Source organism: Xanthomonas sp. 3075 (assembly GCF_014197275.1).
GTDB lineage: Bacteria > Pseudomonadota > Gammaproteobacteria > Xanthomonadales > Xanthomonadaceae > Xanthomonas > Xanthomonas campestris_B.
In genome coordinates, this window is record NZ_JACIFI010000003.1 from 178,758 (window position 1) to 192,897 (window position 14,140).

General features: G+C 66.0%; 13 protein-coding genes. 8 read left to right on the forward strand and 5 right to left on the reverse strand.

Annotated features, from left to right (window positions below; all coding sequences use genetic code 11):
• Positions 1 to 92: 92 nt before the first annotated feature.
• Positions 93 to 1,598 carry a helicase HerA-like domain-containing protein gene (locus GGR62_RS04425; RefSeq protein ID WP_184406760.1) on the reverse strand — a complete coding sequence of 502 codons (1,506 nt, stop codon included), beginning with the start codon at positions 1,596 to 1,598 and terminating at the stop codon, positions 93 to 95.
• A 284-nt stretch (positions 1,599 to 1,882) separates the two neighbouring features.
• Between GGR62_RS04425 and GGR62_RS04430 the strand changes: the two genes are divergently transcribed.
• On the forward strand, positions 1,883 to 3,463 hold the full coding sequence (locus GGR62_RS04430) for a transglycosylase SLT domain-containing protein (protein WP_184406761.1): 1,581 nt from the start codon (positions 1,883 to 1,885) through the stop codon (positions 3,461 to 3,463).
• 120 nt (positions 3,464 to 3,583) lie between these two features.
• On the opposite strand, the gene GGR62_RS04435 is transcribed toward GGR62_RS04430, so the two are convergent.
• The 4 genes from GGR62_RS04435 to GGR62_RS04450 form a co-directional block, all read right to left on the reverse strand.
• On the reverse strand, positions 3,584 to 4,042 hold the full coding sequence (locus tag GGR62_RS04435) for a hypothetical protein (protein ID WP_184406762.1): 459 nt from the start codon (positions 4,040 to 4,042) through the stop codon (positions 3,584 to 3,586).
• A 338-nt stretch (positions 4,043 to 4,380) separates the two neighbouring features.
• Positions 4,381 to 4,848 (reverse strand): hypothetical protein, encoded by a 468-nt coding sequence (locus tag GGR62_RS04440; protein WP_184406763.1) that lies wholly within the window; start codon positions 4,846 to 4,848, stop codon positions 4,381 to 4,383.
• Between the two features lie 134 nt (positions 4,849 to 4,982).
• Complete coding sequence (gene asd / locus GGR62_RS04445) at positions 4,983 to 5,831, reverse strand: archaetidylserine decarboxylase (RefSeq protein WP_184406764.1); 849 nt, start codon at positions 5,829 to 5,831, stop codon at positions 4,983 to 4,985.
• Positions 5,828 to 6,478 (reverse strand): SCO family protein, encoded by a 651-nt coding sequence (locus GGR62_RS04450; protein ID WP_184406765.1) that lies wholly within the window; start codon positions 6,476 to 6,478, stop codon positions 5,828 to 5,830. The genes asd and GGR62_RS04450 overlap by 4 nt, the downstream gene beginning before the upstream one ends.
• An 80-nt stretch (positions 6,479 to 6,558) precedes the next feature.
• Between GGR62_RS04450 and prmB the strand changes: the two genes are divergently transcribed.
• The 7 genes from prmB (at position 6,559) to GGR62_RS04485 (ending at position 14,139) form a co-directional block, all read left to right on the forward strand.
• Positions 6,559 to 7,485 (forward strand): 50S ribosomal protein L3 N(5)-glutamine methyltransferase, encoded by a 927-nt coding sequence (prmB, locus tag GGR62_RS04455; protein WP_184406766.1) that lies wholly within the window; start codon positions 6,559 to 6,561, stop codon positions 7,483 to 7,485.
• A complete protein-coding gene (locus tag GGR62_RS04460) occupies positions 7,475 to 7,963 on the forward strand; it encodes a hypothetical protein (RefSeq protein WP_184406767.1) in 489 nt (162 codons plus the stop codon). Before prmB ends, GGR62_RS04460 begins: the two co-directional genes overlap by 11 nt.
• On the forward strand, positions 7,953 to 9,056 hold the full coding sequence (aroC, locus tag GGR62_RS04465) for a chorismate synthase (RefSeq protein WP_184406768.1): 1,104 nt from the start codon (positions 7,953 to 7,955) through the stop codon (positions 9,054 to 9,056). The genes GGR62_RS04460 and aroC overlap by 11 nt, the downstream gene beginning before the upstream one ends.
• The gene (locus tag GGR62_RS04470; protein WP_184406769.1) at positions 9,049 to 10,137 is read left to right on the forward strand and encodes a D-glycerate dehydrogenase; all 1,089 of its coding nucleotides are present in this window, start codon (positions 9,049 to 9,051) and stop codon (positions 10,135 to 10,137) included. Before aroC ends, GGR62_RS04470 begins: the two co-directional genes overlap by 8 nt.
• A gap of 88 nt (positions 10,138 to 10,225) precedes the next feature.
• On the forward strand, positions 10,226 to 11,251 hold the full coding sequence (locus GGR62_RS04475; RefSeq protein ID WP_184406770.1) for an aspartate-semialdehyde dehydrogenase: 1,026 nt from the start codon (positions 10,226 to 10,228) through the stop codon (positions 11,249 to 11,251).
• Positions 11,252 to 11,839: 588 nt separating this feature from the next.
• Entirely contained in the window at positions 11,840 to 13,744 is a 1,905-nt protein-coding gene (locus GGR62_RS04480; protein ID WP_184406848.1) for a FimV/HubP family polar landmark protein, read from the forward strand.
• A complete protein-coding gene (locus GGR62_RS04485) occupies positions 13,741 to 14,139 on the forward strand; it encodes a VOC family protein (protein WP_184406771.1) in 399 nt (132 codons plus the stop codon). The genes GGR62_RS04480 and GGR62_RS04485 overlap by 4 nt, the downstream gene beginning before the upstream one ends.
• Position 14,140: the final 1 nt, after the last annotated feature.

Consider the following 14,140-nt stretch of genomic DNA (forward strand, 5'->3'; position numbering starts at 1 on the left):
GCACGGTGCCGCAGCCAGAACAAGCAGTGCAATCGCGCCGACATGGATCCATGTCGTGCGCATCGGGTTCGTCCTTGCCGTTTTTCGCGTAATCAGCGCTTCCCACCAAAAATACTACCGAAGATGCCGCGCACGATCTGCTGGCCGATCTTGTTGCCGACCGTGCGCGAGGTCTGCTTGGCCATCGCTTCGAGCATGCCCTGGCGGCGGCTGGTGCCGAATACCGCGTCCTTGACGGCCTGGCCGAACCCGCTGTCCTGGGCCTCGTCGTCTTCGCGGGTGCGCGCCGGCGGTGCGGCGCCGTGCTCGGCGACTTTTTCGACGCGTCGGGCGAGCATCTCGGCGGCCGACTCGCGGTTGATCGCGGTGTCGTAGCGCGTGCCCATCGGGCTGGCCGCACGCACCTGCGCGCGTTCGGTGGCGCTGATGGCGCCCATGCGGCAACGCGGCGGGGCGATCAGGGTCTGCTGCACCGGCGCCGGCACGCCCTTGCCTTGCAGCGGCGACACCAGCGCCTCGCCGGTACCCAGGCTGGAAATTGCGGTGGCGACATCGAGTCTGGGGTTGGCCACGAAGGTCTGCGCGGCGGTCTTGACTGCCTTCTGGTCGCGCGGGGTGAACGCACGCAAGGCATGCTGCACGCGATTGCCCAACTGGCCGAGGATGTTGTCCGGGATGTCGTCGGGAAACTGCGAGCAAAAATACACGCCCACACCCTTGGAGCGGATCAGCCGAACGACCTGCTCGATCCGCTGCACCAACGCGGCAGGCGCGTCGTCGAACAACAGATGCGCTTCGTCGAACACGAACACCAGCTTGGGCTGTTCCAGGTCGCCCACTTCCGGCAAACGCTCGAACAGTTCCGACAGCAGCCACAGCAAAAAAGTGGAATACAGCTTCGGCTTGAGCACCAACTGATTGGCCGCCAGGATGCTTATCACTCCACGGCCATCCGGTGCCACGCGCATCAGGTCGGCCAACTCCAGCGCCGGCTCGCCGAAGAAGTGCTCGCCGCCATCCTGCGCCAGCCGCAGCAAGGCGCGCTGGATCGCGGCCACCGATTGGCTGGAGACCAGGCCATAGCTGGTAGACAGTTCCTTGCGCTCCTCGACCACCAGTGCCAGCAGTGCGCGCAGGTCGTCCAGGTCCAGCAACAGCAGGCCACGGTCGTCGGCCAGCTTGAACACGATGTCGAGCACCCCGGACTGGGTGTCGTTGAGTTCCAGAATCCGCCCGAGCAGGGTGGGGCCCATCTCGCTCACGGTGGTGCGCACCGGATGCCCGAGCTGGCCGTACAGATCCCAGAACACCACCGGGCTGGCGGCCGGCGCGTAATCGGCAAGGCCCACATCCGTGGCGCGCTGCAGCACGCCGGCTGCGCCATCGCCGGCAACCGCCAGGCCGGCCACGTCGCCCTTCACGTCGGCCAGAAACACCGGCACGCCCAGGCGCGAGAAGCCTTCGGCCAGCGTCATCAAAGTGACCGTCTTGCCGGTGCCGGTGGCGCCGGCCACCAGCCCGTGGCGGTTGCCGAAGCGTGCTTCCAGCAAAACCGGACGATCGTCGGTGACGCCTTTGCCCAACAGGAACGAGGCCATTGCACGGATCCAGGGAGGAAAGAACGGAGTCTATCCGGCATTGCTGGAAGACAAGGGCCGCCGCCGGAGCGTGCTTCGGGACGGGTCAATACAGGTCGAAAAAGTGCCGGCACACAGCGCGCACATATCACTCGGATGCGCCTGCCACCAGCTGATTGCGCGGACGTTCCAGGCGCCGGACGCAGCGTTCAATCTAACGGCCCACTGACCCTGGCGTCCCGTTCGCCTTGCCCCGGTGTCGCCCCGGCAGCTACCCTGCCAGCCTTTCCGCTGTACTGCCTACGATGCCGCTCGCTCATTTTGGTTTGCGCCCATGGCCGGTTCTGGTCGTGGTGGCGCTGATGTCTATCGTCCCCACCGCCCACGCCATTTCCAAACGCGACACGGAGAAGGCCGCCGTGCTCGATGCACGCATGGCCGCTGCCGAAAAGCGCTATCGCGATGCATTGGTGTTGGTGAACAACTCCGACCCCAAGGGCACCGCCGAAGGCGATGCCGCGCTGGAGGACATGGAAGATGTCATCGACGCCTGTATCAAGCAGCGCGGCTGCCTGGTTGCCAATCAGCTGGCCACCTACAAGCGCCTGCTGAAGGCGCGCGCCGATGCCGAGGCCCCGGCCGCCGAGGATCCGGAAGACGACGACAGCCTGCTGCAGGCCGACCCGGACCACCTGGGCCCGGCCGCCAACGGTGTGCCCGAAGCCGCGCGGGCGGCCACGCTGCTCAACGACCAGCGCCACGATTTCGACAAGATGGTGCAGTACAACCCGGCGGTGCAGGCCGGCATCCGGCGCTGGTTGACCGACATGCGCCCGGCGCTGCTGACCAGCTACGAAAACTACGAGAATCTGCGCGGGGTGATGTGGCCGGAATGGCAGAAGCGCGGCCTGCCCGAAGCGCTGCTGTTCGGCATCATGGCCAAGGAGTCCAATGGCAAGGTGCACGCCAGCTCGCGTGCCGGTGCGGCCGGGCTGATGCAGTTCATGCCGGCGACGGGGCGTCGTTTCGGGCTGGGCCCGGATGGCACCGGCTTCGATACGCGTTTCGATGCCCGTAGCGCCGCCGAGGCCAGCGCTGCGTACCTCAACGAGCGCATGGCCGGGCTCAACCGCAACATCGAGCTGGCGCTGGCCGCCTACAACGGTGGCGAAGGCCGCGCTGCGCGTGTGTTTGCGCAGTCCGGCGGCCGCGGGTTCTGGGAGCAGGACGTCTACAACCAGTTTCCGGCAGAAACCAAGGATTACGTGCCGATGGTGATCGCGGCGGCGTGGATCTTCCTGCACCCGCGCCAGTACGGCGTGGAGTTTCCCAAGCTCGATGCGCAGCCGGCCACGCTCAAGCTCGCCAAGTCGACCACCATCTACGAACTCACCATCTGCCTGGGCAGCATGGGCACGCGCGATGGCTACATGCGCGCGCTGCGCAATCTCAATCCGCGCTATGAATCCGATGGCTGGATTCCGGCCGGCACGGTCATCAATGCCACCAACCGCATCGTCAGCCTGTATGCGCGTTACTGCGTGAAAGGCCCGCGCGCGGACCTGGCACGCACGCTGATCACCGCCGACCTCAACAGTGCGATCGTGCGCAGCAGCGCCCCCGAGTACGTGCCCAGCGTGGCGGTGGGCGATGTCAGCCCGATGGCCGGCGTGCCGACCACCGTGGCCACCGGGCAGCCGGCGATCGCCAAGCCCAAGGCCAAGCAGGCGCGCAGCTACACCGTCGCCAAGGGCGACACGCTCGGCCGGGTCGCACAAAAGTTCCAGTGCGAGATCAAGGAGTTGGCCAAGGCCAATCGCCTGAAGGCACCGGCCTATGCGCTCAAGCCGGGGCAGAGCATCAAGCTGGCCGGTTGCGATCGCTGAGGCGCGTCGTGATAACGGTGACGGCGCCACAGTGGCTGGGCCCATCGCCGTGGTGGCGTCTGTCCTCATCCACCCGGTAGGACGACAAGACCCGCCGCAATCGCGGATGCACCGACGCCGTCATGGGTCTGAAAGCCGCTCATCGGGGTCGCCTGAGCAAGCGTGCGCTGGCGCCAGCAGGCACGCATACGAGGCATCGGTTTCGCGGAAAACGAGCCGATGCATGCGGGTCATCCCATCGGGAAAAACGACGTAATAGTCGTCAAGCGGCGATGTTTCGTCCACGGCCCAGGCGATCGTCATCCGATGAGTCCTGGCGAGGGTGACGAGGCGATCGGTTGCGATCGGCGTAGCAAGATCGATGGCAAGCTTGAAGGCGAAATCGCCATCGGGTTCGAGCGCGTGGATGACCATGCGAGCGGGTTGTGCCCAGGCCGTATGCAACTGGTCGTGGGATGCCTCAGGCAGGACAATGCCGTCGGGCGGGACGTCAAACGCAGTGCCGAATAACCCGCCGAGATGCGCCGCGCTCAGCGTGCTGGCGATGAAGATATCCCGCCCGGTGTTGGTATCGATCATTGTTGAATCAGCTGTCTCGCTGCATCTATGCCGCTGCTGCGGCGCGCTCGCGCGCACTTCGGTGCTGCAACGGCGGGTAAGGCGCCGATGAACCGTTTGCGCTTTCTCGGCTGGTGCCGGCAGGCAGTCACGTTTGCGTTGATGGGCCATTGCCAGCGGGTAGCATGCCTGCCTCGTGCATGTCGCGCGCAGAGTCAGGCTGATTTCCGCAATGCTGCATTTTCCCGATGGGTGTTCCTGCTGATCCTGCATATCGCTTCGTAGGGAACACGGCGCGCTCGGGGTGCTTCTCAAGCCCAGCTATCGGTTTTTGTCACACAGGCATGGCCGCCATGGAATCACCATTCCCCGCCGTCCCCATAGGGATTGAAATTCACGAACGGTTTTTCGTTCGAATAGGTGTCCAGGCCAGGCGCCAGCAGGCAATAGACGTTCCCTTCGTAGATGGCGGCAAGCGGGCGGCAGAGCGTGCCCGGTTTTTCCTTGCCGGCAGCTGAGCAGTGTTGAAGCCCTTTGATGACATCCATGCCTGTGCATGTGTGGCTTTCACAATAGGACCGGGATAGCCGCTGCAACCCGTCGTCTGCGAAGAACAGCGTCGTGCGCGCATGATTGCGCGGGTCGCCGACCTGCTGCCTGAGTTTTTCGTAGATTCCCCTGACCTTGTCTTCCGTCCCAAAGTAGAAGACCTGGGCCGAGGTCTGCATGAAGTCGAACTGTGCCGGGTTGCTTGTGCAGGTCATCGAATACGCCGGTGTGCTTGCCAGTAGTGCGCACATCGCGGCCAATGCAGAGGGTTTTTTCATGGGGAGCGTTCCTGCGGGCGATCCTTGAGTGTGTCCGGCACGGCATTCGGTCGCAAACGCGCAGCTTCCCGAGAAGGCGTCGCGTCGCGCCTCAGTCGAACCAAGCGCCCGACTGCCGAACGCGCCGCCGCGCGTCAGCCCACTTGCCGGCGTGCGAGCGCTTGTCCCAGGCGCACCGATGTCTCTGCAGCCAGTGCGTCATCGAGGTTGGCCACGCCAGGCGGTAGCAAGACAATGACCGTCGAGCCATAGTTGAATCGGGCCATCTCCGCAAACCGCTCCAGCACAATGCCCTTGCCGCGATAATCCTTCCGCGTCATGCGATCGCCGTAGCGCGGAATCTCCACGCCGCTCCACACCGTTTCCACGCCCGACACCAGCAGCGCGCCCACCATCACCGAGGCCATCGGGCCGAAGTCGGTGTCGAAGTGGCACACCAAACGTTCGTTGCGCGCGAACAGGCGCGGCACGTTGCGCACCGCATCCGGGCCCACGCTGAACAAGCGGCCAGGCACATGCACGGTCTCGCGCAGGGTGCCGGTCCACGGCATATGCACGCGGTGGTAGTCCTTGGGCGACAGGTAGACGGTGGCGAACAGGCCGTCGTTGAACGGCTGCGCGGCCTCGGCGTCGCCCAGCAGTTCGGCGGCAGTGAACGACTGCCCCTTGGCCTGGAAGATACGGCCGTTCTCGATCGGGCCCAGCTGACTGATGCGGCCGTCGGCCGGCATCAGCAATGCGTCAGGGTCGGCGTCCGGCACGCGGGCGCCAGGCTTCAGTGCGCGGGTGAAGAACGCATTGAAGGTGGGATAGGCGCGCGGATCCGGTTCCAGCGCTTCGCTCAGGTCCACGCCGAACTTGCGCGTCACCGTGTCGATCAACCATTGCTTGGTGGACGGCGTATCGGAATACGCCAGCGCACGCGCCAGCGAGGACAGCAGCCGGTGCGGCAGCACGTAGGTCAGGGAAGTGACGAGACTCACGGAGCGGTTGCCTTGGTCAGCTGTTGGAGGTCGGTGGCGATCGCTTTCGGGTCGAGCGGGGGGCGGATCAGCCCGGCCAGGCGGCCCTGCGGATCGAGCACGGCAATGCTGGCCGAGTGATCCATGCTGTAGTCGTTGGGATTGTCCGCAAAGCCCTTGCCCGGCACCTTCCGGAACACGAAGCCCAGCGCGGTGGCGAAGCGTTCCAGCGCCGGGACGTCGGCGGTGGCGGCCAGGGTGTCCTTGTGGAAGGCATGCGCGTATTCGCCCAGGCGGGCCGGCGGGTCGCGCTGCGGGTCCACCGACACGAACAGCACGCGCGGGCGCAAGCCGTCGGGGATGCTTTCCCACTGCTGCTGCGCCACCGCCAGATCGGTCAGCGTGGTCGGGCAGACGTCCGGGCAGAAGGTGAAGCCCAGGAACACCAGCGTCCAATGCCCCTTCAGCTCGCCGGGCACCAGCTGGGTGCCGTCGGACTGGCGCAAACTGAATTGCGGCAAAGCGCGTGGCTGCGGATAGAAGGTGATGGTCTGGGTGGGCGGCCAGGGCGAGCTGGGTGTGCCGCCAAGGAATTTCTGGCCCAGCAACAGCCCCAGCCCGGCGGCCAGCGCCACCAGCAGCACGATGCCGGTATTGCGATTGAACATGGCGGTTTCCACTGCAACGGACGCTCATGATACCGATCCGACCTCTATAATCGTGGCCCGATTCCTCTTTAGTTGTTGCCATGACTGCCGCCGCGGCCGACGAACTGCACACCATCATCGACCTGATCCGCTACGGCACCAGCCGTTTCAATGCAGCCGGTCTGACCTTCGGGCACAGCTACGACAATGCGCTGGACGAGGCCACCCAGCTGGTGCTGCATAGCCTGCACCTGCCGCACGACCTGGGCCCGGCCTACGGCCAGGCGCGCCTGCTGCGCTCGGAAAAGGAACAGGTGCTGGGCTTGTTCGAGCGCCGCATCAACGAGCGCGTGCCGGCGGCGTACCTGACCGGCGAGGCCTGGTTCGCCGGCCTGAGCTTCAAGAGCGATGCGCGTGCGCTGGTGCCGCGTTCGCCGATCGCCGAGCTGATCGAAGCCGGCTTCGAGCCCTGGCTGGGCGGCCGCGAAGTCACGCGTGCGCTGGACCTGTGCACCGGTTCGGGCTGCATCGCGATCGCCATGGGCCACTACAACCCGCAGTGGGATGTGGACGGCGTGGACATCAGCGACGACGCGCTGGCGCTGGCCGCCGAGAACAAGGCGCGCCTGCATGCCGACAACGTGACCTTGCTGAAGTCGGACCTGTTCGCCGGGCTGGGCGGCCGCCAGTACGACCTGATCGTCACCAATCCGCCGTACGTCACCAACGACGAAACCGACGCGCTGCCGCAGGAGTATTCCTACGAGCCGGAACTGGGCTTGCGTGCGGGTGATGATGGCCTGGACCTGGTGCTGAAGATCCTGCGCGATGCGCCGCAACGGCTCAAGGATGATGGTCTGTTGATCTGCGAAGTGGGCGAGTCCGAGCAGCACCTGATCAAGCTGCTGCCGGAAGTGGATTTTGCCTGGGTCGAATTCAAGGTCGGGCAGATGGGCATCTTCGCCGTCGAGTGCAGCGAGTTGGTCGCCCACAGCGCACGCATCACCGAGTTGGCCAGTGCGCGCTGAGTCGTCCGTCGCCCGGCCGCAGCTGAGCGATCTGCTGTTGCTGGTGCCGGTGTCCATCTTCGGCGTCGGCATTCCGCTCGGCCTGATCGACGTGGTGTTCCGCTTGTTCGACCCGATGTACGGCGGTCCCTTGCCACAGCGCTTGTTGAGCGCGGCGGCGGAGATCGGCTTCGGGTTGATGGCGTTTTTCGGCCTGGTGTCGGCGTGGATCGTGGCCGCCAGTTCGGATGCAGCGTTACGCACGCATCAGCGGCGTACGCTGGTGGTGACACTCGGCTTGCTGGTCGGCGTCGGCGTCGCAGTGTATTTGCTCGCCGATTGGTTGCTGAGCGGGGATGGCGAGCTGGACGTATTTCTGATGGTGTTCGGCGGCCTGTTCGCGATGGCACCGATGCTGGTGGCGGCACGTCATCTGCCGCGCATCGTTCGCGCCACACCACCTGCTGCGATGTTGAGAGGATGCCGTCATGGGCAGTAACAGTTTCGGCCGCCTGTTGACGGTCACCACCTTCGGCGAATCGCATGGGCCGGCAATCGGCTGCGTTGTCGACGGTTGCCCTCCGGGGCTGGAGATCGCGCCGGAAGAATTCACCCACGATCTGCAACGGCGTGCCAGCGGCAAGAGCCGGCACACCTCGGCGCGGCGCGAAGCCGACGAGATCGAAATCCTGTCCGGCGTGTACGAAGGCCGCACCACCGGCACGCCGATCGGGCTGCTGATCCGCAACACCGATCAGCGCAGCAAGGACTACAGCAACATCGCCCAGCAGTTCCGCCCCGGGCATGCGGACTACAGCTATTGGCAGAAGTACGGCATCCGCGATCCGCGTGGTGGCGGGCGTTCGTCCGCGCGCGAGACCACCATGCGCGTGGCGGCCGGGGTGATCGCCAAGAAGTGGCTCAAGCAGCGCTACGGCGTGCTGGTGCGCGGCTTCCTGTCGCAGCTGGGCGAGATCCGCCCGACCGGTTTCGACTGGAATGCGGTCGAAGACAACCCGTTCTTCTGGCCGCACGCCGAGCAGGTGCCGGAGCTGGAAACCTATATGGATGCGTTGCGCAAATCCGGCGATTCGGTCGGCGCGCGCGTGGACGTGGTGGCCGGTGGCGTGCCGGCGGGCTGGGGCGAGCCGATCTACGGCAAGCTCGATGCCGAACTGGCCGCCGCCTTGATGAGCATCAATGCGGTCAAGGGCGTGGAGATCGGCGACGGGTTTGCCAGCGCCGCGCAGAAGGGCACAGAACACCGCGACCTGATTACCCCGGAAGGCTTTCTCAGCAATCATGCCGGCGGCATCCTGGGCGGCATTTCCACCGGCCAGGCGATCACTGCCTCGATGGTGCTCAAGCCCACGTCCAGCCTGCGCCTGCCTGGCGCCACGGTGGATGCGGATGGGGCCGTGGTCGATGTCATCACCACCGGTCGCCACGATCCCTGCGTCGGCATCCGCGCCACCCCGATCGCCGAGGCGATGATGGCGCTGGTGTTGATGGATCAGGCCTTGCGTCATCGCGCCCAATGCGGCGATGTTGGCGAGGTGTCGCCACGCATTCCCGGTCAGCGCGATGTCTGAGTCGCGGCGCGCCAAGGTGTGGGTCAGCCAGCCGCTGTTCGACGACGTCGTCGCGCAGTTGGGCGAGCATTTCGAGCTGCTCACCACCGAGCGCGTAAGCACCTACGCGTCGGCCGACCTGGCCGCGCAATTGGCATCGCTGGACGGTGCCTTGATCACGCTCAACGAGCGCATCGGCGCGGCAGAAATCGCCTCCGCACCGCAGCTGCGCGCGATCGCCAATGTCGGCGTGGGCTACAACAATCTCGATCTGGATGCGCTGAGCGCGGCCGGCATCCTGGCCAGCAACACGCCGGACGTGCTGACCGAAACCACCGCCGATCTCGGCTTCGCATTGCTGATGGCCGCCGCACGCCGCATCACCGAATCCGAGCGCTGGCTGCGCGACGGGCAATGGGGGCAGTGGTCGTTCAAGACCATGCTCGGCGCCGATATCCACGGCAGCACGCTGGGCATCCTGGGCATGGGCCGGATCGGGCAGGGCATCGCGCGCCGCGGTGCGCACGGTTTCGGTATGCGCGTGCTGTATCACAACCGTAGCCAGTTGCCAGCCGCCACCGAACAGGCGCTCGGTGCGCAGTACGTAGACTTTGATACGTTGCTGGCGCAATCCGATCACCTGGTCCTGGTGCTGCCGTACACCAAGCAGTCGCATCACATCATCGACGCCGCAGCGCTGGGCAAGATGCGCGCCACCGCCACGCTGGTGAACATCGCGCGCGGCGGCCTGGTCGATGAAATCGCGCTGGCCGATGCGCTCGCCAACGGGCGGCTGGCCGGTGCCGGCCTGGATGTCTATGAAGGCGAACCTGCAGTACGCCCTGAGTTGCTGGCCTTGCGCAATGTCGTGCTCACCCCGCATATCGGCAGCGCCAGCCTGGCCACGCGCCGGGCGATGGTGCAGTTGGCGGTGGACAACCTGATCGCCGCACTGGGCGCAGGCCCCCATGCCGGCCATCCGCCGAGCGCGCTCAATGCCGATGCGGTGGCCGCTGCCAAACAGGGCGGTGTGCGCGTGGGCGCGAGCGATGGCGAAGCGATCAAAGCCGGCGCGACCAAAACCACCACGACCAAACGTTAGGGAACCTCCGCGGCCAGCTTTGGAGGTTCCCCGAACCCAGCCCGCAGTGCGTTCTTTGTTCATTCCTCTTTCGATAAAGACTTCCCTTATGAGTAACGAAAACCGTCGTTTCAACGTCGCGGTCGTGGGCGCCACCGGCGCTGTCGGCGAGACCATGCTGAGCATCCTGGCCGAGCGCAACTTCCCGGTCGCCACCCTGTACGCGCTGGCCTCGTCACGCTCGGCGGGGGGGCAGGTCGAGTTCAATGGCGGCAAGGTCGATGTGCTGGACCTGGCCGACTTCGACCCCACTGGCGTGGACATCGCGCTGTTCTCTGCGGGCGGTAGCGTGTCCAAGGAATACGGCCCCAAGTTCGCCGCCGCCGGCGCGGTGGTGATCGATAATTCCTCCGCATTCCGTTACGACGACGATGTGCCGCTGGTGGTGTCGGAAGTCAATCCCGAAGCGCTCAAGCAGCGCCCGCGCGGCATCATCGCCAACCCCAATTGCTCGACCATGCAGATGCTGGTCGCGCTCGGCCCGATCCATCGCAAGTACGGGATCGAACGCATCAATGTGGCGACTTACCAATCGGTCTCCGGCGGCGGGCGCTCGGCGATGGAAGAGCTGGGCAAGCAGACCAGCGAGTTGCTGAGCTTCCAGCAGATCGATCCGCAGCGCTTCCCGGTGCAGATCGCCTTCAACCTGATCCCGCACATCGACGACTTCCAGGACAACGGCTATACCAAGGAAGAGATGAAGCTGGTCTGGGAGACCCGCAAGATCCTGGGCGACGAATCCATCCAGGTGAATCCCACCGCGGTGCGGGTGCCGGTGTTCTACGGCCATTCCGAGGCGGTGGCGATCGAAACCCGCGACAAGATCACCGTGGAAGATGCGCGCGCGCTGCTGGCCGCATCGCCGGGCATCGAAGTGGTGGACGAGCGCAAGCCCGGCGGCTACCCGACCCCGGTCACGCATGCCTCCGGCAAGGACGCGGTGTTCGTCGGCCGTATCCGTGAGGATCTATCGCATCCGCGCGGCCTGAATCTGTGGATCGTCTCGGACAACATCCGCAAGGGCGCCGCGCTCAACGCCGTGCAGTTGGCCGAACTGGTTGCGCAGGAAGGTTGAGCCGCCTGAGTCCCGCTGGAAACGCGCTCGCGCGGTAAGGCGTTCCGCGCGACGCCTTATCGCGTAGCAGTGCGCTGCTGTGGTGCGCTCGTATGCGTTTGCCATGTTGCCCGTGCGATTTTCCAGGCCCATGCCGCATGCCGCATGCCGGCGCGATGTCCTTGTCGCGGCTGCATGCCCGGGCCAGCTGCAGGCCTCAGCCCAGCTCGGATACCACCGTGAACGTTGCAGGAGCGGGCGTGCTCGCTCCTGTATCAAGCGGCAATCCACACGTGTAGATCGACGGCAATGCGGTAGCTGCACGCCATCGGCGTATCGCAACATGTCCGCCATCCGCCATCCGCCATCCGCCATCCGCCATCCGCCATCCGCCATCCGTGCGGCGCGGCGCATGACGCATGCGCGCGCAAGCCGCGACGTGGTCGCTGCTCTGCATCGGTCACATCGGCATGTCACACCGTGCGCCATTGAGACCGCCCCAATGCTCTGCATGCCGGGGCCGACTTTTTCGTCCATCCAGCGGCTATATTGATGCCCATGAAACATAGGGGCAGGGGCGCGATGCGTCCGATACAAGCAATAGGTGCGCTGCTGCTGATGGCCTGCAGCGGCGCTGCCATGGCGTTGGGGCTTGGCGATATCCGGGTACTGTCCAGGCCCGGGCAGCCGTTGGTGGCCGAGATTCCGGTCATTTCCAACGAGCCCGGCGAGCTCGACAACGCACGCGTGGCCTTGGCATCGGCCACCACCTTTGCGCGGGTCGGGCTGGAACGCCCGCAGGGCTTGGTCAGCAACCTGCAGTTCCAGTTCGCACAGGACGCGCGCGGGCGTGCGGTGATCCGCGTGACCAGCAGCCAGCCGGTGGACCAGCCGGCAATCAACTTCCTGATCGAAGTGGAGTGGGGCCAGGGCCGACTGGTGCGCGAGTATTCCGCACTGGTCGATGCGCCCAACACCGCCGCCGCAAGCGCCGGGCCGGGCATCGAAGCCCCGCGCGCCGGTGCCAGCAACGCCATTGCGCGCGAACCGGCGGCCGCACCTGCGCCAGTGGACGAGCGCTCCAGCCAGGACGGCGCCGGCGCTGCGCCGGCACGCCCTGTTGCGCGTGCCGCCTCATCCTTGGCCGGCGATGCCTTGCCGGCAGTGCGTGCGGGGCAGACCTTGTCGGAAATCGCCGCAGCAGTGGCACGCTCCAGCGAGCATTCGCTGGATCAGACCATGCTGGCACTGCTGCGGACCAACCCCGATGCCTTCATCGGCGGCAATATCAACCGGCTCAAGCAGGGCGCGGTGCTGCGCAGGCCGCAGGAAGAGGCGCTGGCTCAGGTCGGCGCCGCCGAGGCGGCGGTGATGGTGCGCGAACAGGCCGCCCAATGGCGGCAGGCGCGTTCGGCAGTCCCGCAACCGGCCCAGGCCGGTGCTGCTCCAACGCCTGCGCCTGCTGCTGCGAGCACGGCCGCCACGACTGGCGCGCGGCTCGAAATCGCCCCGGCGGTGCCGATTCAGACCAACAAGGCCGGCGCCACGTCCGGCACCAGTGCCGAAGGCGAGGGCGAGATGGCGGCCAATCAACAGTTGCAACAGGCCAAGGAAGACATCGCCACCCGCGATGCGGAATTGCAGGATCTGCGCACCCGCGTGGCCGATCTGGAAAAACTCAAGCAGCAACAGCAAGCCCTGATCGCGATGAAGGACACCGACCTGGCGGCCGCGCAGAAGCGCCTGGCGCAGCCCCCGGCAGCGGCCCAGCAGGACGGCGGTTTCCCGTTGTGGTTGATTGGCGCGCTGGTGTTGCTCGTGGTGGCAGTGGTCGCGTGGTTGGCCGCACGTCGCCGCAAACCGTCGCCGTTGCCGCCGCTGCCACGTCGCCAGTTCGACTTCGTGCCGCCTGCGATCGCAGCAGCGGACACCGCCGCGCCGCAGGACGCATCGCCGACCGTTGCCAGCGAGCGCGAGGTGCTGCATGAAACCGAATTCGAGCAGGTCGATCTGCGCGAAGAGGAGCGTACCCACCAGGCGCAGCAACCGCTCTCGGATATGCTGCGGCGCGAGCCGCTGCTGTCCGAGCCTGCTGCGGCGCCGGCGGTCGATGATTGGCGCTCGCTGCGTGCCACCCCGCCAGTGGCGGTGGTGGGTCCGCAGCAGGATGACGCGGTGCCCGCATACGTCGAGTCGATGGAGCCGGAGCACGCTGTCAACGGGAAGGGGATCGCGCCGGAACCCGCTGTCGACGAGGCGCCCACGGCGGCACCGGGCAGCATCCCGCAGGACAGCCTGGATGCCGATCAGGCACCTGTCGCTCCGGACGCTGCGTCCAGTGCGGCGACGTACAGGGAGTTCGCCTCCGCAGGGCGCGATCGTCTCGAGTTGGCGGTAGCCTATCTGGACCTTGGCGACAAGGACACTGCGCGTGGTCTGTTGCTGGAAGTTGCCGCAACCGGTGACGAGGCGACCCGCGCCGAAGCCGCCGCGTTGCTGGAGCGGCTGGCATGAGCCCGGCGATGGACAGCCTCAGCGCAGCACAGGCGGCCGCACGCGAACGTCGGATCGATTACGTGGAATTTGCGTCCAGCGATCCTGAAGCCAGCCGCGTCTTCTTCGAGACGGTGTTCGGCTGGCAGTTTCAAGCCTACGGCCCGGATTATCTGGCCTTCAACGATGGCCGTCTGGACGGAGGCTTTTATCGGGCCACTGCGCCAGCGCCGGCAGAAGGCGGCCCGTTGGTGGTGCTGTATGCCGACGACCTGGCGCCGATGCTTGAGCGCGTGCGTGCTGCCGGCGGCGAGATCGTCAAGCCGGTGTTCGGCTTTCCCGGCGGTAGCCGGTTTCATTTCCGCGAGCCGGGTGGCAGTACGCTGGCGGTGTGGTCCGAGCGCGCCGCGCTTTAGT

What these genes read in the sequence shown, in the direction of transcription:
- GGR62_RS04425 (WP_184406760.1), bottom strand. Translation starts at nt 1,598, where the DNA reads ATGGCCTCGTTCCTGTTGGGCAAAGGCGTCACCGACGATCGTCCGGTT.
- GGR62_RS04430 (WP_184406761.1), top strand. Translation starts at nt 1,883, where the DNA reads ATGCCGCTCGCTCATTTTGGTTTGCGCCCATGGCCGGTTCTGGTCGTG.
- GGR62_RS04435 (WP_184406762.1), bottom strand. Translation starts at nt 4,042, where the DNA reads ATGATCGATACCAACACCGGGCGGGATATCTTCATCGCCAGCACGCTG.
- GGR62_RS04440 (WP_184406763.1), bottom strand. Translation starts at nt 4,848, where the DNA reads ATGAAAAAACCCTCTGCATTGGCCGCGATGTGCGCACTACTGGCAAGC.
- GGR62_RS04450 (WP_184406765.1), bottom strand. Translation starts at nt 6,478, where the DNA reads ATGTTCAATCGCAATACCGGCATCGTGCTGCTGGTGGCGCTGGCCGCC.
- prmB (WP_184406766.1), top strand. Translation starts at nt 6,559, where the DNA reads ATGACTGCCGCCGCGGCCGACGAACTGCACACCATCATCGACCTGATC.
- aroC (WP_184406768.1), top strand. Translation starts at nt 7,953, where the DNA reads ATGGGCAGTAACAGTTTCGGCCGCCTGTTGACGGTCACCACCTTCGGC.
- GGR62_RS04470 (WP_184406769.1), top strand. Translation starts at nt 9,049, where the DNA reads ATGTCTGAGTCGCGGCGCGCCAAGGTGTGGGTCAGCCAGCCGCTGTTC.
- GGR62_RS04475 (WP_184406770.1), top strand. Translation starts at nt 10,226, where the DNA reads ATGAGTAACGAAAACCGTCGTTTCAACGTCGCGGTCGTGGGCGCCACC.
- GGR62_RS04485 (WP_184406771.1), top strand. Translation starts at nt 13,741, where the DNA reads ATGAGCCCGGCGATGGACAGCCTCAGCGCAGCACAGGCGGCCGCACGC.